Raw genomic sequence first — 16,452 nt, forward strand, 5'->3', positions numbered from 1 at the left:
CTTACAAACATTTCCTCTACGATCGCATGCATCCTAACGCATGATCTAGGCGGCTCGCGCTAAGCTCCAACCGCTCGGCCCTCGTTCGATGAGACCCACACGGGCACCCGCTGCCAACACCCGTTCGACCGTAACTCGAACTGGCTTGCCGCCCTTGAAGCTAGCGGCCAACGCTTCTGTGGTCACGGGAACGGGGCGAGCGGCAAGAGCCGCGATTACTGCGGCAACACGGCCATCGCGATCACGGGGCAACGCAGGTCGGACATTTCGTTCGACGTTGGCAGGTAGTGCAAAGCTAGGCTCGCTATCGGCTGAACCGATCGCAACAACCCCAGCCCGAGCTAGCTGATAATCTGGACGAAGCCATTCAACTCGGCCAGCCCGCTCCTCAGCGCTACGTTCGGTGTTCAACGCTACCAGTCGCGAAAGTAATTCGTCGGCGGAGATGTCGTCACTCCAGCCATATGCCGCCGAAACCGCACGATCTATCTGTTCATGCAGCTCAGCGAGAATCGCCACGCGGCCCCGGGTGTGAATGTCTTGCTCAACAAGATCGAGCTGCTCGCCCACAGCGTGCTTAGCTCGCACATTGTATAGCATTGTCATCGACCACTCTGGATGCTCAGCGCGAACCGCCTTTCTAGTAGCGTCCAACTCCTCCGCGAGCGCCGCAATATGGAGCCTCATCGACTCGCTTGCTTTTGGGAAAGGAAAAGGATCGAGCACAAGCGATTTTGAATAACGCGGGTCATTACCGACCCCGAGCCAGCCGCCAGCCCTCAAGGCCCATTCAGTGTGCACCCGGGATGATAGTACGCCAAGATGAAACGCAGCGTCTGAGCCTATCGCGACCACCATGTTGTCAGGTAGAATTGACCCGTCCAAGAACTCGAAAATACGATGACGCGCGGTTTCGACCGTCGCAATGTAGCGGCGTAAGCCTATCAATGCCGGGCGTAATTCGCGACGCGGTTCGCCAAAAATCCACCAGTTATTGCGGTAGGTGTCCCGCCGATTTGCATCCCTTTCAGGTTTCACGGTGGCGTGGAGATGCGACCAAACCTCGGGGAATCGCTGACGCACGTCCGGTTCCGACAATCCAAAAAGATCGATCACTAGTGCCCCGCGTGGGCGCCCAAGGAGGTCACGACCATTTCGGTAAGGGCGGATGTGCCGTTCCAAGCCTTCCCGACGACTGAGCCCTAGATATTCAGCTTCCGCGGGTGTGACGATAAATCCCGCCCCGTGAAGGGATACGCCGCGCGATGATAGGCCGAGATTAGCTCGTAGGGGCTTCGCCGAACCCAGGTCGGCACCCACAGTTAGGTCGGCGTTGATTCGGCCTACACGCTCCGAAAACGTCACGCGCGGCTCGTCGGTATCAAGAGCCAACTCGTTCACTACCTCACGTAAGGTTCCCTCAGCACTCCCCCGCTCCACAACAGTCATTGCGATCCTAACCGCAGCGGCGTCACGTGTCGCCTTCGTCCACGGATGATCGGGAATGGCTGAGACAATTGCCAGGGGAACGCGCCCGCCCGTGCGTGCCTCGATAACTCGTCGAGAAAACGCCTGAGTTATGGAGTTAGTAGTGACGAAGCCGAACCGCCGTAAACGTGAACCCTTAATCTGCAGGACATCAGCGGCACGGTCCCACCAATACATCACAAGGTCGGCGGCACGTGGCACCTTTGGGTGAGCGCGCCAAAGCGCCTCTGCGTAGTCACTGCCTAAGCGTTCCCGAATATCCTTTCCTCCAATGAACGGCGGGTTGCCTACTATGAAGTCGGCGTCTGGCCATGTGGGACGCCTAGGGTTCTCGATGTCAGCAGCACCGCTAGGTAGTTGAGCAAGCACAGCGTCAAATCCGCCATGTTCGCTCCCATTTATATTCCCGAATGACCGAAGGATCGGTTCAGCCGGCTCACTGCTGTGATTGGCAAAATGCCATTGAAGGTATCCGATCCATAATACCAACTCCGCAATAGCCGCAGCCCGAGGGTTCAATTCCAGGCCTAAAAAGTTGTGTGGATCGATTGTTTCGCCTGCAGCGATCGCGAAGTCCTCACCTCCCCGAAGGTCGAGAATGGTTTCCCGCACTTCTGCTTCAAGGCGCTTCATCAGCAGCATGGCAACGTACAAGAAGTTTCCAGTGCCGCAGGCAGGATCGAGCACACGCAGCGAGGTAAGCTCTCCTAGGAATGCACGAGCAGCTGCTAAAGCACCCTCGTCGTCGTTCTCGCTTCGCGCCAGCTCGATTGCTCCATGCACACGCTCCCAACGGGCACGCAGCGGCTCCATAATCGTCGCATTTACAAGGCTCTCGACATACGCACGCGGTGTGTAATGTGCGCCTAGCTTTGCGCGATCCTCGCTATCGAGCGCCTGCTCCAGCAGAGTTCCGAAGATGGCAGGCTCAACGGTCCGCCAGTCGGCTTCCGCTGCGGCTATGAGTTCGCCTATCTCCTCGGGTTCTAAGCGGAACACTCGTGCATTCTCGAAAAGGCCGCCATTAAAGTGTTTCACGGCCGCGCCGATCGCTAAGCTAAACCGTTCAGGCCCCCCAGCCATTTTGCTCCACAGTTCGGGAAGGTAGCGGCCCAGGTGGTCGGGATCTGCTTGGCACCGTCTGAGAAGATCGCGCACAGAATTGTTTGGAAGCAGCCCCACGTCCTCCGCGAACATTGAGAAGATTAATCGCATCAGGAACAGCGCAATATCTTCTGCTAAGATGCCGCGCTCAGGCTGCGGAAGGGGGCTCACGCCCTCGCGGCTTTCTAGGGCTCGCGCTACATGAGCGAGCCGTCGCGCAATCGCTCGCGTTACCTCTGCCGCTTTGCGCGTTGGATCCAGTGAATGCGGTTCCTCCCACACCGCACGTAGCAAGGCCCGTGTTTCTTCGTTGCGAAGGTCTTCGAGGAAGATGCGGTATCGCTTACGATCTGGGAACAGTTCGTAGTGACGGCCAGTGCCGCTAAAATCGGCATAAAGCTCGAAGCAGCGCCCGATGTCGCAAACAATGAGGAAGGGCGGGGCGATATGGCCCTTTGGAAGTGCGCGAACATATCGAGCAGCCTGATACCGGGCGGCCTTCATCAAGGCGTCCCAGCCTGCATCAGCGCGCCCGACCGGCCGCAGTTGCGGCGCGATTCCCTCAAAAGCTAGCTGGTCTGCTAGTCCTTGGTCTAATTTGCCTCCGTCCAGTCGGCGGGATTGCTTACATTCGCAGACGAAGGTCCCTCTTTTGTAGAGATCGATCCTTCCGCTTCCGGCTGGCCCGTCCACTTCAGAGAACGCGACTCTGCGCTCGAACACATAATCGTTTCGTTCGTGATTCAGGCCGGCCTGTTCTGGACGGCGAACTCCGAGCACATCGCACAGCTCAAGCAGGAACATAGCGTAGTTTGCGCGCTCTTGGCCGCCAGCTCCGTAGCGCCACCGTGCAATAAAGTCGTCGACGTTCACCCAATATCCCCCCTGGCAGACAGAAGGCGGCGGAAGCCGTTAGCAAAACAAGACTTCGCGTAGCATCAGCGCTCTTTTTTTGTGTGCGTTGTTCGTTCCCCACAGCGATCAGGACACGAACATCGCCTCGACGATCGCCTGCATTAACACGCCGCGCGGCACTGGCACGCTGACCGTAGTATAGCTCGCGTTCTGCGCACGCCGCTGGCCGTATAGCCCGATCCACTGCCGACCGTGCTGGCGCCAGGCGCGCTGGAGCGACGGCACCGGCAGCAGGACACACGTCGCGACTGGCGCATGGGCATAGGCGATGAAGTCGGCGGCGAGAGGCTTCTGCACCCAGCCGGGCGACTGGCGCGCCTCGTCCGACCACCGCTCCAGCAGGACGTCGGGCCAATCCTCCATTCTGATCTTCTCGTCGACCGTGAAGGTGCGACCGCAGCCCAGGGTCAACAGCCGGTCGATTCCGCCGCGCTGCGCCCAGCCGTCATGCTCGACCGCCACCGCGGACTTCAGCGTCGGGAAGGCGCGACGGTAGATGGGCAGCCACCAGTCGGGACCATACTGCTCGGACAGCGCTAAGCTGTCATGGAAGCGATGGACACGCGGCAAGCCCGCCGGCCGCGAGGTGCGGGCGATGGGCTGACGAAGCGGAGCCAGCGGCAGGGCCGGTTCCCATGATGCGGTGTTAAGCGTGATCGTGGTCCTCTTCATAATCGGAGTCGCCGTCATCGTCGTCCAAGTGCTCGATCGCGCGGTCGACGAGGCGGGCGAGCGCCGGGCGGGGAAGGCTCGGGAGAGCCGACAGCAGCAGGTCGACCGGAAGCGCGCGGGCGCCGCCGGTGCTGATGAACAGCGTGCTCACGCGATCCGCTCGCCGGCTTGGCGACGTTCGATCGTTTGACGCACGGCTTCCTGACGGTCGGGATGCCCGACCAGCTTGGCCATGAGCGGATACAGCGCTTCGGCCGGTACCTGGTCAACGACCAACCACAACTTCCGCCCGCTGGCCAACGCATAGCCGCCGCCCGCCTCGGTCAGCTCGCTAAGCCAATCCCATGGGTCGAACGGCGGGGGAGCCAGCTTTGCGGGGTGCGTGCCGAGCATCATGCACGCGCGCCCTTGCTAGGCTGGCCCGCATGCGTGGCCCGAAGCTGATGGGTGACATAGCCCCACCGATCGATCTGACGATCGCACCGGGTGCGCTGGATCCGCTTGATATGCGGCATCCGCAGGCGGCGGTCTTCCAGGTCGCCCTCGTCATCGTCATCGCTGGAGAACTGGACGCCGACGCAGCCTAGATCGGATTCGGGCAGCGTGCCAGCCTCGCCCACGTCTTCGACGTTGCCGCCGGCGTGGTCGTCTTCCTCCAGATCGGGGTCGCCGCCTAAGGCGTCCAGCCGAGCGATCAGCGCATCGATCGCATCGCTGACTTCTTTCGGGCTGAGGGTGGCGAGCAGGCGATGCCAGCGGTCGGCACGCGCGGGGTGGAATACGGCGAGCTTCATGCCACCGCCTCCACCGCACCCGTGCGCATCCGGCGTCGTTCCGTCACAATCGCCACCGCGGTCGTGAACTGCCGGCCGATCGTGTCATGGTCCGCGGTGATCGTGCTCGCCATGAAGTCCAGCAGCGTGTCGACTGCAGCGTCTAGGGCGTCCTTGTCCGCTTCCACCGGCTTGTCCGAATTTACGACTAGATCCTGCGCGATCCGAATGTGGTGATGCAGGATCAGGGCGTCGGTCCAGTTGGTCGGCAACTGATAGAGGATGGCCTGCCGAAGCGCGTCGCTTTCGCGCTCGATCGCCCTCATCGCCCGATCGCAGGCGCACTGCATCGGCAGGGTGGCGTTGTCCTTCCGGTTCAGCCGCGTCGCAGCCCGGTCGACCACGTTGTATTCGTCGAACGTCGCCTCATACCGAGCGTGCAGAACGGCGATGAAGGAGTGTGCCTCGCTGGCAGATGTAGGCGCGCTCATGCCATCGCCCCCGCTGCCAGCCGCTTAACGTCAGCGGCCAGGGCTGCAAACTCGTACCCGCCGGTCTCATCATCGTGCTTCTCGATGAACGCCACCTTCGCAGCCATGTCGGCTACGCCTTGCGATGGGGTGGCAAGAACCGCGCGCCATAGGTTGACCGAACGATCGGCGAGGCAGCCGGCGCGGGCTTCCAGCTTCGCAAGCTGGTGTCGCTTTCTCGCCGCCGAGCGATATGCAGCCAATCGCGCTTTCTGCTCGGCGATCACCCCGTCACGACGCTGATGGAGGGCGTGAAGTTCGCGGAAGGCTTGGCGCCAATTTTCGTTGCCCATGTCCGCCCAGGTCGAATCATTGACGACCCGGTCGGCCGAGGCACGCGAGCCAACGCTGTTCGTCGACAGCCGTATCTCCTTCTCGTCCCAGTTGACGAAGGTGGTCGCGACCTGTTCGTGGGTCGGCTCCGGCTCGTGAGGGTATGCCGCCAGGTCAGCCGCGAATGCTTGGCTGGCCGGGGAATGTACCTCGACGTCGAACCGCTCGCATTCCAGGGCGGCCCGCGTGTGCAAGGCCATCGCGCGGCGAAGCCGGGGGTTCGCGGATGAATTCGGCCCCGCGTCATCGGTTAAGTGTGAAGCCGGGACAGCGGCCAGTGCGGCTGGTGCAGTAAGCGCGACCGGCAACGCAGCGATTGCACAGATCGCCGCACGCCGGGTAGGCGTGTTCATAGCCATAATCGTCTCCTCTAAAGACGGTTTGGTGAGGCCGGGCGAGGAGGGCTCAATCTCCACGTCCGGCCGAACTGATACTTTTGGTAGCAGTGTTCGCGGCGGTTCGCAATAGTCCGTGGTCGTTCGCGCTATGCCCGTGCTACGCGGACACCGATGGCTCTCTCCGTTGCCCAATGTCGCGCCGCGCGGGCGCTCCTTGGTTGGTCGATGGCTGATCTCGCGGATGCTGCCGGGACGAGTGTCATCACCGTCAAGCGTTTCGAAGGGGGCGAGCCGCTGCGCCCGACATCCGTCGAACGGCTATCAGATGCGCTAATTAATGCCGGGATCGACTTCATCGCCGCCGGGGAGTCGTCCCCGGACGGCGGCGAAGGTGTTCGGCTCACATCGCCTTCTTTCGGGGCGTGAGCACCATCTTGAGCGGCCGGTGCACCGCGATGTGGCACGGCACGCAAAGCGCCTTCATGTGACGCCAGTCATACCGATCAGGATGCCCCTTCGGCCGTTCGTGATGGGCTTCGGCTGAGGGCCGCTTTCCGCACCGGTGGCAGACTGGGTGTGCATCAAGGTAGAGCTTGTTGCGCTTCTGACGGCTGTTGGGGGTCGTGGTCCGCCCGCGGCCACGCCAGTTTCGTGGGTTCGACATTTCATTTTTCTCCTCTGTCCACCATGGACACAGGCACCGCGCCCGCGGTGATGTCGGCAGCAGCCAGCCGTCCGCGAATCAGCGAAGCGTCGACCGTCCGTTTCGTGTTCTGAACCGAAACGGCGATCTCGTTCCAAGCCCGCAACGCGGGCGCCCGAGGGTTGCGACAGTCAACCCGATCCGAGCGCCTACAAGGCGCGACCGCTGCCATGGGGGCAGCGGAACTCGCCTTTCTCTGAACGGGAACGCGAAAAGCGTTCCGCATGCTGATGTGGTGCCCCGCACCGGATCAGCGGTATTGCGCCTGATCTTCAGCCCCTGTTTTCGAACGTCTCGCCGCAGGTCGAGGTCGTTCGACATACCCACCTGGGGCCGAGAGCGAGGCGCAGGGGCGCCGCGGCTTTTCCATCCCCTCGTGAAAAAAGTGGTTCTTCAGAACCGACGACGTGCATAAAAGGAGGGTCGAGCTTCGCACGGGAGGAAGATATGCTCGACAGGTTGTTTGCGGCCGCACAGGCCAGACTGAAGGTTCACATCAGCGCCGTGGAGGCGCAACGAGAACAGGTTGAGCGGGAACGCGCAGGCGACGCCGCGAGGGACCATGCCGGTCGCATTCTCGAAAGCCCCGAGGGCTATTCCACCCCGCCGCCGAAGGCTCTGCAGAACGCGCAGAAGGCTTATGCGCGCGCACGACGTGAGTTCGAGGAACACGCGCCCGCGGCGCTCACGTCGTACACGACCATGATGCTCGCGAAGGAACGGCTGGACGAAGCGGTACGGTATAATCGAGACCACGAGGCGACCGAAGCCGATCGCATCCAGACCCGCATCCATCCGGAGATTAGGGCGTGTTTCGCCTCGATGTTCGGTCACGGCGTCGAGCCGCGCCACCTGGTCAACGTCCGCAGCGAGACGATCGCGATACTCTCCGACATCGTGAAATGGGACGGTCACGATCCCGATATGGCCGATCCGGCGTCGCCGATGCCGGCGATCTTCGACCTGTATCAGTCGCGGCTGATCCTGAAGCCGGGTCAGTTCGGTGATAAGTCGAGATCGCGGCCGGGCGTGCCGGTGCCGAAACAGCGGCATGGTGACCCAGATTATTACCAGTTCGACGAGCTAGTGCCGTCCGGTTGCGTCGCCAATGACGAGGGCGCCGATGATACGACGGACCAGCCGGGCGCACTCGCGCCGGCTGGCGAGCACGGCGTTCGCGTCCATGGGCCAGTGCCGGACGCGGTGGTGCCTGTTGAGGCCGCCACGCCTTCGCCGCAGCCTCCGCTCGCAGGTCAGGCGGACGCAACCAGCGGAGCGATCTCGTCCGAACTCGCCCAAGCCATTGCGGAGACCGTCTTCGATGCGAACCGGTTCAGGATCGAAATTTACTGGCCGAAGGACGGTTATCCGGTGGGCGACTACGAACCCTCGCGCTTGATCCCCGCGCTTGAGAAGGCAATCGAAGCTGACCCGTGGGTAGGGTGGAAAGGCTTCCTGGCAGCGGCCCGCGACGGTCAGGCGCAAGAGTTCATTGCAGCTAAGCGTCAGACCGGAATTGCCCGCCTTGCCGAAGATCTGCAACGGGGCGACGAGCGGGCTCTGAAGGACGCTCGGTCGGCAGGATTCGACGTGTGAGCCTGGCGGACGCGTCGGCGACGGGTTGCCCGATGTTCCGCAATTGTTCTATTTGAGGTGCTCCGCTGATTCGCGGTGATCAACATCGATGGAGCCTGGCATGGAGCACGATCTCCGGCTGCGTGCGGCTGCGCGCGCGATCTACGACGCCTGCTACCCGAGCGAGGAATTGGCGCCGGTCGGCTTCGACGAGGCCGAACGGTGCCGCACCATCCACTACCGCCAGGCTGTTGGCGCCGCCCAAAAGGCGAGAGCCGTGCTGGCGTCGCAGGGCGAGCAGCTTCCGCTTCCCGTCTTGGCCTGATCTGCGGATGTGGTCGGCGATCCGAAGACCCTTCACGACCTGTATCGCATCGAAGCGCAGGTCCGGGTCACATGCCGCAGCTGCAAGGCGACCGAGGTTTGGGAACTTGGCGCGCTGATCGACGAGGTGCGGTCGAATGGCGGCAATCCCGACTGGCGCGCGGCTCGGTCGGCGATCAAGTGTCCGCATCGGTGCGCGTCGCCAATGATCCACTTGCTGCCAATCCCATACGGAAAGCAGCGAGCGCGTCGCCGGGCGCACCGTCATGCCCTTATCAACTTGGCCTTGCAGATCCTGCGCGATGCCGCGCACCGGTCGGCGGATATGCCGGTCGGGACCATCGAGGTCCGGCTGGCCCTGCACGTCCTACGCCCATTCGTCCGCGAGAAGGCGCTGCTCACTGATTATTGGAAGGCCGCCACGCTGGAGCCCCGGCACCCGTGGAGCAGCTGCCACAAGCCCTATCGAGCGATCGTCGAGCGGCTGGTCGCGATGAAGGTGGATGTCGAATCCGGCAACCTGCCGTGATGTTGAATGCCGGCTATTGGGTGGAAGCGGAACGATATCTATGCGACGCGATGTTCGATCGTTTCACCCGCTCCTGGTCAGTAGGCGGTTCGGTCGGCCAGTATTTGATCGGTGAGCTGCGGCATGATCTCGTAAAATACGCCTGCGACTTGTACCGCAATCTCGCTCTTCAGAAGCGGCATCGCCTTGGCCAGTGTCTGCGAAAGCTGCAGCGTGAAGGCGGCGTCGATCTCGTCGCGAAAGTGCGTCGCAACCGTCACGTCATCATGATAGAAACTCACCTGCTTCGATCGATCCAGCTCGATCGCCGCGACGCGTTCGAAAAATCGTCGCTCGTCCGAATTCATAAAGGCGGTTGCCAGCTCAACCATCATCACCGGCTGGCTGACTTCACCCGCGAAGAACCTTAGGTAGAAGGGTAGCACTTTCTCGGCAATTAGCAGGCACGCGACCGCCATCTGCTTCTGAATATGAGCCGATCGCTTCTGCCTCGTGGTGGCCACGCCGAGCTGTGTCCAACGGACCTGGATGGCCTTGCCAAGTTCCTCCAAGGCGAGGACGTTCAGCGCAAATGCGCGCGGATATCGTTCCGCCTTTGCCAGCAGAATCGCGTCGTCGATCAGGCCGCCGCAGTTCTTGATAATCGGCTGTATTGCCTTCAGATCGTCGTCTGTCATCGATTAAGCCCTGTTTATAGATGACATGACGAAGATACCCTCTGCCGTGGTAATGCTTTCCCGCCGGATACACTAGCCATCCTACCCGCACCGATTGAGCCGATACCCGCGGTGAATGTCCGCTATTGGGGCGAAAGCGGACATTGACCGGTTAGCCCGGCGTGTCACGATACCGGGATGTGCAACCGTTATCGAATGTCCGCCAGCCAAGCCGATCTCGCGCGGCGATATGGGATCGAGATGCCGTATCCAGAGGACGAGAGCTACCCGCCGGGCGAGCTGTTTCCCGACAAACCAGCATGGGTCGTGCGCGAGGAAGAAAGCCGGCGCATCCTCGACGTCATGTCATGGGGTGTTCCGACGCAGGTCCCGGGCAAGCGCATCGACAAGGCGACGGGGAAGCCCGTGATGCTGACGAAGAGCGTGACGAACGTCCGCAATCTGTCGTCGCCGTTCTGGCGATCGATGCTTGATAAGCCCGCGCAGCGCTGCCTGGTGCCGGTTACGACATTCAGCGAGTACGGTCAGGTCCGCGGGGCGGACGGTAAGCTACCATTGCACTGGTTCGACGTGCCCAGCCGCCCGATCTTCAGCTTCGCCGGCATATGGCGCCCATCGACCGCGGGCATCACCTTCGCGTTCCTGACGTGCGAGCCGAACTCGGTCGTCGGCCCGATCCACCCCAAGGCGATGCCGGTAATCCTGCATGACGAAGACGAGCAGCGGTGGCTGGATGGCGCGCCAGCCGTCGAGCTGGCCGCGCCCTATCCTGCCCAGCTGATGACAGTCGATTGATGATTCTGAAGGCGCTCCGGCGGGCGTGGTCGGCGTTCCTCTGGTTGCTTGTGGGGCTGCTCTGCCTATTCTGGTTCCTTTTTCCACCGTGGGGCGCATAGCCAGCGGGATCACGTCAGGATCTGATTGCATGTTGAAGGCACACGTTCTCGCGCTCGCGATCGTCGCGACTGGTATCTCCGGCTGCGCGATGAACCCGACGACGACCGCGTCATCGGTCGCGGCGAAGCCGATTCGGATCGCGACCTGGAACATGGAGCATCTGGCAGAGGCGAACGGGGTGGGTTGTCGCCCCCGCACCGACGCAGACTATGCACGGATGAGGAGCGATGCCGCGGCGTTGAACGCGGACGTCATCGCCTTCCAGGAAGTGGAAACGAAGGCAGCGGCACAGCGCGTGTTCGATCCCGCTCTCTATGACGTCGCCATCTCGGGCCGGCCGATGAGCGAACGCGGCGGCGCCTGCAACGGGAAGTCCGGTTTGTCCATTCGCCAGCAGGATGTCGGTTTCGCTATCCGCAAGGGCGTCAACTGGACCCGAAATCCCGATGTGCAAGCCCTGGGTCTCGGCAACCCCAATCTACGCTGGGGCGTCGACATCACCGTGCGTGGAACGAAGCCCCTTCGACTGTTGGCCGTTCATCTCAAGTCGGGTTGCAACATCGGCCGCAACGCTGCGGGCACCGACTGCCCGGTGCTGTTCAGCCAGGAGCCGGTGCTGATGGCGTGGATCGACGATCGCGTGCGGAGCGGTGAAGCGTTCGCCATCTTGGGCGACTGGAACCGCCGGCTGGCGTCGAGCGGCGATCTGTTCTTTGCCGCACTCGACCGAGCGCAGCCGAAGACGGCGGACCTGACGCTGACGAACGACGGCCGCCCCGCGACGTGCAACCCGCGATACCGCGAGTTCATCGATTACGTCGTCGCCGGCGCCGATGCCGCTAGGCTGATAGTGCCGGGGTCGTTTACCGAGTACACCTACGGGGTGCCGGTCGAGCAGCACCCGTCCGATCATTGTCCGGTGTCTGTCGGTTTCCGCCTGTAGGTTGTGTCGACCGCCGGTTGACGTAGATGACAGCGGTCGGCTCGGGGCATCGTCCAGGCTACGACTATGCCGTCTGCCCGTCCGCGAGCAATGTCTTCAAAGCGGGTGGGTCGAAATATGTGGGGCGGGGTGGCAAGGGAACTATGCGAGCTAAGGCACCCGCCCGGTAAACTGTCGAAAGGGGGTCGATCGCGATCGTGCTGTGACGCGAACCCGCATACCACCGCTCGACCGCCTCGGTGTGATCCGGCTCAAAAAAGCGCCAAGATGCTGCGGTTTCAACAAAAGCCGATCGTAGCGCTGTGGCCGCATCCGTAATCCTGCGCAGGGTGCGCGTGATCTCAGCGTTGCGCACTGCCCCCAGCTTAGAAATGGTCCCAATCGGCCCCATCGCATCTCTCAGCTTAATTGCCTCTGCCCTGACGTCACGATCTTCGAGAAAAAGGCCAAGGCCACGAAGCGGTCCTAGATTCTGTTCACGATCCTTAAGGATCGGAGTCTCGTCTAAATCCGCTGGCGCTAAACCATCTCGTCTGCGCTCCCTCTGCTCCCACTTTGAGAGAGCCTTAAAAACCGCAACTGCGCGATCGTGTGACTGCCGACGCTGCTCCTCTGCCGCAAGGTCGCGCACTTGGTCGCGGACAATCAGCGAACCGGCACGGTTAGCGAGAGCCTTAAGACGGTAGACAACATCCGGCGCGACGCGCTTCAATTCAGCACGCTTCTTTTCAATCTCTGCCCAAGTAGGATCGGAAAATACCTGCTTGATCTCTGCCAGCAGCTGATCGCGGATCGCATGAGCGTCCGACCACCGGACAAGCAACTTTTGCCGCGCCAGCTGATCGTTAAACGCGCGATCGATAACGACGAACTTGTCGCCGTAGTGCTTACGCCCACAGTCGGCACCTATTATGTAAGTGCTGTCAGTTTTATCCTTGAGAACGCGACCACCCCAGTGTGTGGGTTTCTGACAATGGCAACACCACACATAGGGGGCGTCAGGATTAGCGGCCCGCCCCCCAAATGGGCGAACCTCGTAGAATCCGACGATTTCTGGGTCTAGGTTTTGGTCCGGCCGATCGCGACAGAGCCCCGGAATGCTTTCCGGGTCCTCATAACGAAACTGACGCGAAAGAAGTTCTTCGTCGCTGATCGGCCGCATCAGCGTGCCGTAGCACTTTCTCGACGCGTTCGCTATTCGTTCGAAGTATGCTTGCCTCACCGCTGCTACGAATAGTTTGAGCGATCGTCGGCCGACGCGACTTGGAGGATCTGCGAACCCAAGCCGTCGCCACTGCAACCGGGTTTCCGGCTTTTAAATGCGGCTACTTGGTCGTGCGATAGCCGATACCCGCTTGTTGTGGTATCACCGTGAGCAGTGCGGAACGCGTTCGAAATTCTCGGTTTGCAGCCAGACGCAGAGCCTGAGGTCGTTGATGCGGCCTATCGCGCGCTGATGAAGAAATACCACCCCGATCGGGCGGGCGGGGTTGAAGCCGAGAGAGCGCAGGCGATCAACGCCGCATATTCGGCGATCAAGGGCGATCGTGCTGTCATCACACCACCGGCAGATCGGATGACGGAACGGGTCAGCCCCGACGTCGCGACGCATCGTCCGTTTCGGCCAACCCGGAATTTGCTGATCGCCATCGCCGCCTCCACCATCATCATCGCTGTCATGGCGGGGGTAGCGACAAGCTGATCCTCACTCACTGGGCCGGTTCCCCGCGCCGCCTGAGGCAAGCACGGCAGCCGCCAGCCGACCCGACCGTGCAGCCTCGATCAACGAGTCGATGAAGCCCGCAGCGGCATTGTCAGCGTCTTCTGCACTCGTCGGCTGGGTGGCACCCGGCCGGGTGCGCGCGGCAATAGGTTCACGGATTGCTTTGGCCGTGTCGTAGGCCGTCATGCCCGCCAGCGTTCGGTTAGCCTCAGCCGTCGCCTTCGCCTTCGCCTGTTGTCGCCGATGGTCTTCGTGGTGTCCGCCAAAGCTTTCGCATTGTCGCCGAACTTCTCCGGCCCGGACACTGCGGCGATCAGCCCATCAAGGCTTGCCGCGAACCTCACCGGGTCCTTGCGGATCATATCGATCATGTTCTCGTCGTCGGTGGTGTCGCCACCCGACGCCTTGTCCGCCTCGATGTGTCGCTGGATGCGGGCGATCGCGACGTCCGGCTGGCCGTTGGCAAGCGCTGACTTGATCTGAACGAACGTGCTGAGCTGCTGCTTCTGCGCCGCTGCCTCACGCATACCCCAGGCATCCTTAATGGGGTTCCGAAGCTCGGGATAGGTCGTCATCAGACGAACCGCTCCGTCCGAGGTCGGCTTCGCATTGAATGCCGCTACGTCCGCATCGATCTGCTGCTGGCGAAGACGTGAGCGGGCCTGCTGATCTACGGCGGCCCGCTGCGCCTGTTGAGCCTGATCGAGCGCGAAGGTCTGCTGCTGGTTATCGAGTTCGGCCCCGCGGATTTGGGCGCCCTGCAACCGAAGCTGATTGTACGAGGGCACCAGCAATTGAGCGGCCCCCAGTGCGCGTGCGTATGCGTCGAGTTCCACGGTCAGCCTTTCAATGTTGGGTCGGCCAGTCGGCGGGCGGGGTGCCGCCGAACATCATCGCGAGATCACGCCAGCCTTTGGGCGCCTTCAACAGGTTCAACACCGGCTCGCGGGCGCCGTGAAAGTCGGCCAGGACTTCGCTCGCAGCGCACCCACTCTGCTGTGCGACGTCGCCGGCGGCAGCGGTCAGCAATGATGTTTCGAGGGCAATGGCGCGGTTGACCGCCGACCAATCCCAGCCCGCGGCGCGCAAAGCCGGGGTGAAGGGCGTCATGAACCCCATCAGCCCCGCACCTCGCGGCGGATAGCAGCGCGGATGAATTCGGACAGCGTCATGCCGTCACGACGCGCCTTTTCGGCAGCCGATGCGATCAACACATCGTTCACGCGGAACTTAGCGAGCCTGTTGTGGACTTCGGTATGCATAATGAACCCAATAACGCGAGAAAATCCGGCCGTCTAACCCGGCGACAGATCGGCCAACATTTGTTGGCCACTTTGGTCCACAATACCTATTTGTGTCGGGTCAATCTATTAGGCGTTGCTTAGCCTATATCATCGGCAACCGCTCGCCCCGCCACAACGATTGATCGCATCATTCTTCGGAACAAACGCAGATCTGCGGTTCGCATTCCGTGCTTTACAGCGTTGCGATTACCGATCGGGGCGCCCTTACTCTTTCCGCCGTGCAGTCGACATCGACGTTTCCCTCGCATCGCTGGCGAAAGGCACGCCGTTCCCTGTCGCGTCATAGCCAAGCATCTCGGCGCCGAGCGAAGGCGTTCCACTGGGTTCATGGGGTTGTTTGGCTCCATTGGATTTAGGACCCCTGGTGGTGACCGTCTCGGCGATCACCGCCTGGCCGCCACGGTTGTCGACATGAACATGACGAACGACCTGTTCGCCACCGCGGCGCAGCTTCGTAAGCGCCTCAACCTGGGCGGTGTACGTGCGCAGCAGCTTCACGGCGAGATTACCGACGCCACCATCGGTCGCCAGCGTGAGATTCCCCGCTGCGGTAAGGAGGCATTGCATCGCGGCGGAGTGGGTGGTCGTCATCTGGACGAGAAGCGCAGCCTCGATCTCGTTTTGCGGCTCGCCACCATCAACGAAGGCGAGAGCGGAATTCATCTCCATTTCGGTCGCGCGACTGCGGTGGCCCTTTACCACCGAAGCGATGTGGTTGATCTGATCGAATGCGAAGGCCTGTGACGTCGTGCCGAAGGACGCCATCTGCTGGAGCGCGAACCCGACCCGGTCGTCATGTGGCGACGCCATGATGTTCCGATCGCCCTCATATCGAATTTGGACTCTCGGGCGAGCCTGTCGGAACCAGTCTTGCGCCCGATCCAATCCAACCTGCGTGAACGTATCCGGGGCCGGCGGGCTGGCGCTCGGCTTATCGATCCCGCGCGTCGCGGGCGGGCTGGCATTCTTTCGGCTGAGCGAGGTTGCTTTACGCGGCATGTCGTTTCTCTCGTGTTGCATCCCGACGCAGCCGAGCGAGTTCGAGCTGGAGGGAGATGAAGTGAGTGCGGGGCAGTGCCTTGCCGGCCAGGAAGCGGGACATGGTGCCACCGGGGACATGGGCACCGTTCGCCAGCCGCGACTGGGTACCCGGGCCAGCGTCGTCGAGGTGGTCCCGGATCATCGCCCGCAGGTCGTCGAGCAGCGAAGGGTCAACCGACGTTTCATCGGCGCCCGCCGCTGTTTCAGCATGTTTCAGCGTCCCCAGATCAGCAGCAGTAGATGGCAAGCTGTATGTGTGGAGGTTTCCCGAACACGGTCGATCAACGGGAATGAGCGGTGTTTCACGAATGAGCGTGGAGGTTTCGCGGCCATCACGGCCGCACCGCTGACCGTGACCGGCGCGACCGTCTCGAACAAGGTCTATGACGGCACAACGCAGGCGACGCTGACCGGTGGCACCATCACAGCGTTCGGCGCGGACGTGGTGACGCTGACCCAGGGTGCTGGGGTCTTTGCCGACAAGAACGCCGGCACGGGCAAGTCCGTCACGGTGTCGGGCTATGCGCTGACGGGGGCGGATGCGGGCAACTATACCCTCACCCAGCCGACCAGCCTGACCGCG

The 16,452-nt window shown here is 62.0% G+C and carries 24 protein-coding genes; 8 read left to right on the forward strand and 16 right to left on the reverse strand.

What is annotated here, in order from left to right:
• Positions 1 to 45: 45 nt before the first annotated feature.
• The 7 genes from ACFSC3_RS19280 to ACFSC3_RS19310 all read right to left on the reverse strand — a co-directional run bounded on the left by ACFSC3_RS19280 (position 46) and on the right by ACFSC3_RS19310 (position 6,174).
• Complete coding sequence (locus ACFSC3_RS19280) at positions 46 to 3,465, reverse strand: class I SAM-dependent DNA methyltransferase (RefSeq protein ID WP_380941831.1); 3,420 nt, start codon at positions 3,463 to 3,465, stop codon at positions 46 to 48.
• 108 nt (positions 3,466 to 3,573) lie between these two features.
• Entirely contained in the window at positions 3,574 to 4,179 is a 606-nt protein-coding gene (locus tag ACFSC3_RS19285; protein ID WP_380941833.1) for a hypothetical protein, read from the reverse strand.
• Positions 4,154 to 4,330 (reverse strand): hypothetical protein, encoded by a 177-nt coding sequence (locus tag ACFSC3_RS19290; protein ID WP_380941835.1) that lies wholly within the window; start codon positions 4,328 to 4,330, stop codon positions 4,154 to 4,156. The genes ACFSC3_RS19285 and ACFSC3_RS19290 overlap by 26 nt, the downstream gene beginning before the upstream one ends.
• Positions 4,327 to 4,575: a hypothetical protein gene (locus tag ACFSC3_RS19295; RefSeq protein WP_380941837.1), complete on the reverse strand. Its 249-nt coding sequence runs from the start codon at positions 4,573 to 4,575 to the stop codon at positions 4,327 to 4,329. The genes ACFSC3_RS19290 and ACFSC3_RS19295 overlap by 4 nt, the downstream gene beginning before the upstream one ends.
• Complete coding sequence (locus ACFSC3_RS19300; RefSeq protein WP_380941839.1) at positions 4,572 to 4,973, reverse strand: hypothetical protein; 402 nt, start codon at positions 4,971 to 4,973, stop codon at positions 4,572 to 4,574. The genes ACFSC3_RS19295 and ACFSC3_RS19300 overlap by 4 nt, the downstream gene beginning before the upstream one ends.
• The gene (locus ACFSC3_RS19305) at positions 4,970 to 5,443 is read right to left on the reverse strand and encodes a hypothetical protein (protein WP_380941841.1); all 474 of its coding nucleotides are present in this window, start codon (positions 5,441 to 5,443) and stop codon (positions 4,970 to 4,972) included. Before ACFSC3_RS19305 ends, ACFSC3_RS19300 begins: the two co-directional genes overlap by 4 nt.
• Entirely contained in the window at positions 5,440 to 6,174 is a 735-nt protein-coding gene (locus ACFSC3_RS19310) for a hypothetical protein (protein WP_380941843.1), read from the reverse strand. The genes ACFSC3_RS19305 and ACFSC3_RS19310 overlap by 4 nt, the downstream gene beginning before the upstream one ends.
• Before the next feature lie 150 nt (positions 6,175 to 6,324).
• Between ACFSC3_RS19310 and ACFSC3_RS19315 the strand changes: the two genes are divergently transcribed.
• The 4 genes from ACFSC3_RS19315 to ACFSC3_RS19330 all read left to right on the forward strand — a co-directional run bounded on the left by ACFSC3_RS19315 (position 6,325) and on the right by ACFSC3_RS19330 (position 9,284).
• Entirely contained in the window at positions 6,325 to 6,579 is a 255-nt protein-coding gene (locus tag ACFSC3_RS19315; protein WP_380941845.1) for a helix-turn-helix domain-containing protein, read from the forward strand.
• Positions 6,580 to 7,303: 724 nt separating this feature from the next.
• Positions 7,304 to 8,452, forward strand: a complete 1,149-nt coding sequence (locus ACFSC3_RS19320; RefSeq protein ID WP_380941846.1) for a hypothetical protein — start codon at positions 7,304 to 7,306, stop codon at positions 8,450 to 8,452.
• Positions 8,453 to 8,552: 100 nt separating this feature from the next.
• The gene (locus ACFSC3_RS19325; protein ID WP_380941848.1) at positions 8,553 to 8,756 is read left to right on the forward strand and encodes a hypothetical protein; all 204 of its coding nucleotides are present in this window, start codon (positions 8,553 to 8,555) and stop codon (positions 8,754 to 8,756) included.
• A gap of 285 nt (positions 8,757 to 9,041) precedes the next feature.
• Positions 9,042 to 9,284 (forward strand): hypothetical protein, encoded by a 243-nt coding sequence (locus tag ACFSC3_RS19330; RefSeq protein ID WP_380941850.1) that lies wholly within the window; start codon positions 9,042 to 9,044, stop codon positions 9,282 to 9,284.
• Between the two features lie 77 nt (positions 9,285 to 9,361).
• On the opposite strand, the gene ACFSC3_RS19335 is transcribed toward ACFSC3_RS19330, so the two are convergent.
• Positions 9,362 to 9,961 (reverse strand): AbiV family abortive infection protein, encoded by a 600-nt coding sequence (locus ACFSC3_RS19335; RefSeq protein WP_380941852.1) that lies wholly within the window; start codon positions 9,959 to 9,961, stop codon positions 9,362 to 9,364.
• Positions 9,962 to 10,138: 177 nt separating this feature from the next.
• Here ACFSC3_RS19335 and ACFSC3_RS19340 point away from each other — a divergent pair, with 177 nt between their 5' ends.
• Together ACFSC3_RS19340 and ACFSC3_RS19345 are read left to right on the forward strand one after the other, a co-directional pair.
• On the forward strand, positions 10,139 to 10,756 hold the full coding sequence (locus ACFSC3_RS19340; RefSeq protein ID WP_380941854.1) for an SOS response-associated peptidase: 618 nt from the start codon (positions 10,139 to 10,141) through the stop codon (positions 10,754 to 10,756).
• 130 nt (positions 10,757 to 10,886) lie between these two features.
• Positions 10,887 to 11,801 carry an endonuclease/exonuclease/phosphatase family protein gene (locus tag ACFSC3_RS19345; RefSeq protein WP_380941856.1) on the forward strand — a complete coding sequence of 305 codons (915 nt, stop codon included), beginning with the start codon at positions 10,887 to 10,889 and terminating at the stop codon, positions 11,799 to 11,801.
• A 64-nt stretch (positions 11,802 to 11,865) separates the two neighbouring features.
• On the opposite strand, the gene ACFSC3_RS19350 is transcribed toward ACFSC3_RS19345, so the two are convergent.
• Positions 11,866 to 12,963 (reverse strand): hypothetical protein, encoded by a 1,098-nt coding sequence (locus tag ACFSC3_RS19350; RefSeq protein WP_380941858.1) that lies wholly within the window; start codon positions 12,961 to 12,963, stop codon positions 11,866 to 11,868.
• A gap of 216 nt (positions 12,964 to 13,179) precedes the next feature.
• On the opposite strand from ACFSC3_RS19350, the gene ACFSC3_RS19355 reads away from it, so the two are divergent.
• Positions 13,180 to 13,503 carry a J domain-containing protein gene (locus ACFSC3_RS19355; RefSeq protein ID WP_380941860.1) on the forward strand — a complete coding sequence of 108 codons (324 nt, stop codon included), beginning with the start codon at positions 13,180 to 13,182 and terminating at the stop codon, positions 13,501 to 13,503.
• Between the two features lie 3 nt (positions 13,504 to 13,506).
• Here the strand turns inward: ACFSC3_RS19355 and ACFSC3_RS19360 are convergent, their stop codons facing one another.
• From ACFSC3_RS19360 to ACFSC3_RS19390, 7 genes are all read right to left on the reverse strand, one after another.
• Positions 13,507 to 13,710 carry a hypothetical protein gene (locus ACFSC3_RS19360; protein WP_380941862.1) on the reverse strand — a complete coding sequence of 68 codons (204 nt, stop codon included), beginning with the start codon at positions 13,708 to 13,710 and terminating at the stop codon, positions 13,507 to 13,509.
• The gene (locus ACFSC3_RS19365) at positions 13,707 to 14,360 is read right to left on the reverse strand and encodes a hypothetical protein (RefSeq protein ID WP_380941864.1); all 654 of its coding nucleotides are present in this window, start codon (positions 14,358 to 14,360) and stop codon (positions 13,707 to 13,709) included. Before ACFSC3_RS19365 ends, ACFSC3_RS19360 begins: the two co-directional genes overlap by 4 nt.
• A 10-nt stretch (positions 14,361 to 14,370) precedes the next feature.
• A complete protein-coding gene (locus ACFSC3_RS19370) occupies positions 14,371 to 14,643 on the reverse strand; it encodes a hypothetical protein (protein WP_380941866.1) in 273 nt (90 codons plus the stop codon).
• Positions 14,643 to 14,786, reverse strand: coding sequence for a ribbon-helix-helix protein, CopG family (locus ACFSC3_RS19375; RefSeq protein WP_380941868.1), 144 nt, complete (start codon positions 14,784 to 14,786; stop codon positions 14,643 to 14,645). The genes ACFSC3_RS19370 and ACFSC3_RS19375 overlap by 1 nt, the downstream gene beginning before the upstream one ends.
• Positions 14,787 to 14,905: 119 nt before the next feature.
• On the reverse strand, positions 14,906 to 15,112 hold the full coding sequence (locus ACFSC3_RS19380; RefSeq protein WP_380941869.1) for an HGGxSTG domain-containing protein: 207 nt from the start codon (positions 15,110 to 15,112) through the stop codon (positions 14,906 to 14,908).
• Positions 15,033 to 15,827, reverse strand: a complete 795-nt coding sequence (locus tag ACFSC3_RS19385; RefSeq protein ID WP_380941877.1) for a hypothetical protein — start codon at positions 15,825 to 15,827, stop codon at positions 15,033 to 15,035. The genes ACFSC3_RS19380 and ACFSC3_RS19385 overlap by 80 nt, the downstream gene beginning before the upstream one ends.
• Positions 15,817 to 16,011, reverse strand: a complete 195-nt coding sequence (locus tag ACFSC3_RS19390) for a hypothetical protein (RefSeq protein WP_380941879.1) — start codon at positions 16,009 to 16,011, stop codon at positions 15,817 to 15,819. The genes ACFSC3_RS19385 and ACFSC3_RS19390 overlap by 11 nt, the downstream gene beginning before the upstream one ends.
• 66 nt (positions 16,012 to 16,077) lie before the next feature.
• On the opposite strand from ACFSC3_RS19390, the gene ACFSC3_RS19395 reads away from it, so the two are divergent.
• Positions 16,078 to 16,452: YDG domain-containing protein (locus tag ACFSC3_RS19395; RefSeq protein WP_380941875.1), on the forward strand; the 375-nt coding region annotated here is incomplete at its 3' end.

Origin of the sequence: Sphingomonas floccifaciens, assembly GCF_042681125.1 — a bacterium.
GTDB lineage: Bacteria > Pseudomonadota > Alphaproteobacteria > Sphingomonadales > Sphingomonadaceae > Sphingomonas > Sphingomonas floccifaciens.

What these genes read in the sequence shown, in the direction of transcription:
- ACFSC3_RS19285 (WP_380941833.1), bottom strand. Translation starts at nt 4,179, where the DNA reads ATGAAGAGGACCACGATCACGCTTAACACCGCATCATGGGAACCGGCC.
- ACFSC3_RS19295 (WP_380941837.1), bottom strand. Translation starts at nt 4,575, where the DNA reads ATGATGCTCGGCACGCACCCCGCAAAGCTGGCTCCCCCGCCGTTCGAC.
- ACFSC3_RS19300 (WP_380941839.1), bottom strand. Translation starts at nt 4,973, where the DNA reads ATGAAGCTCGCCGTATTCCACCCCGCGCGTGCCGACCGCTGGCATCGC.
- ACFSC3_RS19305 (WP_380941841.1), bottom strand. Translation starts at nt 5,443, where the DNA reads ATGAGCGCGCCTACATCTGCCAGCGAGGCACACTCCTTCATCGCCGTT.
- ACFSC3_RS19310 (WP_380941843.1), bottom strand. Translation starts at nt 6,174, where the DNA reads ATGGCTATGAACACGCCTACCCGGCGTGCGGCGATCTGTGCAATCGCT.
- ACFSC3_RS19315 (WP_380941845.1), top strand. Translation starts at nt 6,325, where the DNA reads ATGGCTCTCTCCGTTGCCCAATGTCGCGCCGCGCGGGCGCTCCTTGGT.
- ACFSC3_RS19320 (WP_380941846.1), top strand. Translation starts at nt 7,304, where the DNA reads ATGCTCGACAGGTTGTTTGCGGCCGCACAGGCCAGACTGAAGGTTCAC.
- ACFSC3_RS19325 (WP_380941848.1), top strand. Translation starts at nt 8,553, where the DNA reads ATGGAGCACGATCTCCGGCTGCGTGCGGCTGCGCGCGCGATCTACGAC.
- ACFSC3_RS19335 (WP_380941852.1), bottom strand. Translation starts at nt 9,961, where the DNA reads ATGACAGACGACGATCTGAAGGCAATACAGCCGATTATCAAGAACTGC.
- ACFSC3_RS19340 (WP_380941854.1), top strand. Translation starts at nt 10,139, where the DNA reads ATGTGCAACCGTTATCGAATGTCCGCCAGCCAAGCCGATCTCGCGCGG.
- ACFSC3_RS19345 (WP_380941856.1), top strand. Translation starts at nt 10,887, where the DNA reads ATGTTGAAGGCACACGTTCTCGCGCTCGCGATCGTCGCGACTGGTATC.
- ACFSC3_RS19350 (WP_380941858.1), bottom strand. Translation starts at nt 12,963, where the DNA reads ATGCGGCCGATCAGCGACGAAGAACTTCTTTCGCGTCAGTTTCGTTAT.
- ACFSC3_RS19360 (WP_380941862.1), bottom strand. Translation starts at nt 13,710, where the DNA reads ATGACGGCCTACGACACGGCCAAAGCAATCCGTGAACCTATTGCCGCG.
- ACFSC3_RS19370 (WP_380941866.1), bottom strand. Translation starts at nt 14,643, where the DNA reads ATGGGGTTCATGACGCCCTTCACCCCGGCTTTGCGCGCCGCGGGCTGG.
- ACFSC3_RS19375 (WP_380941868.1), bottom strand. Translation starts at nt 14,786, where the DNA reads ATGCATACCGAAGTCCACAACAGGCTCGCTAAGTTCCGCGTGAACGAT.
- ACFSC3_RS19380 (WP_380941869.1), bottom strand. Translation starts at nt 15,112, where the DNA reads ATGACGCGACAGGGAACGGCGTGCCTTTCGCCAGCGATGCGAGGGAAA.
- ACFSC3_RS19385 (WP_380941877.1), bottom strand. Translation starts at nt 15,827, where the DNA reads ATGCCGCGTAAAGCAACCTCGCTCAGCCGAAAGAATGCCAGCCCGCCC.
- ACFSC3_RS19390 (WP_380941879.1), bottom strand. Translation starts at nt 16,011, where the DNA reads ATGATCCGGGACCACCTCGACGACGCTGGCCCGGGTACCCAGTCGCGG.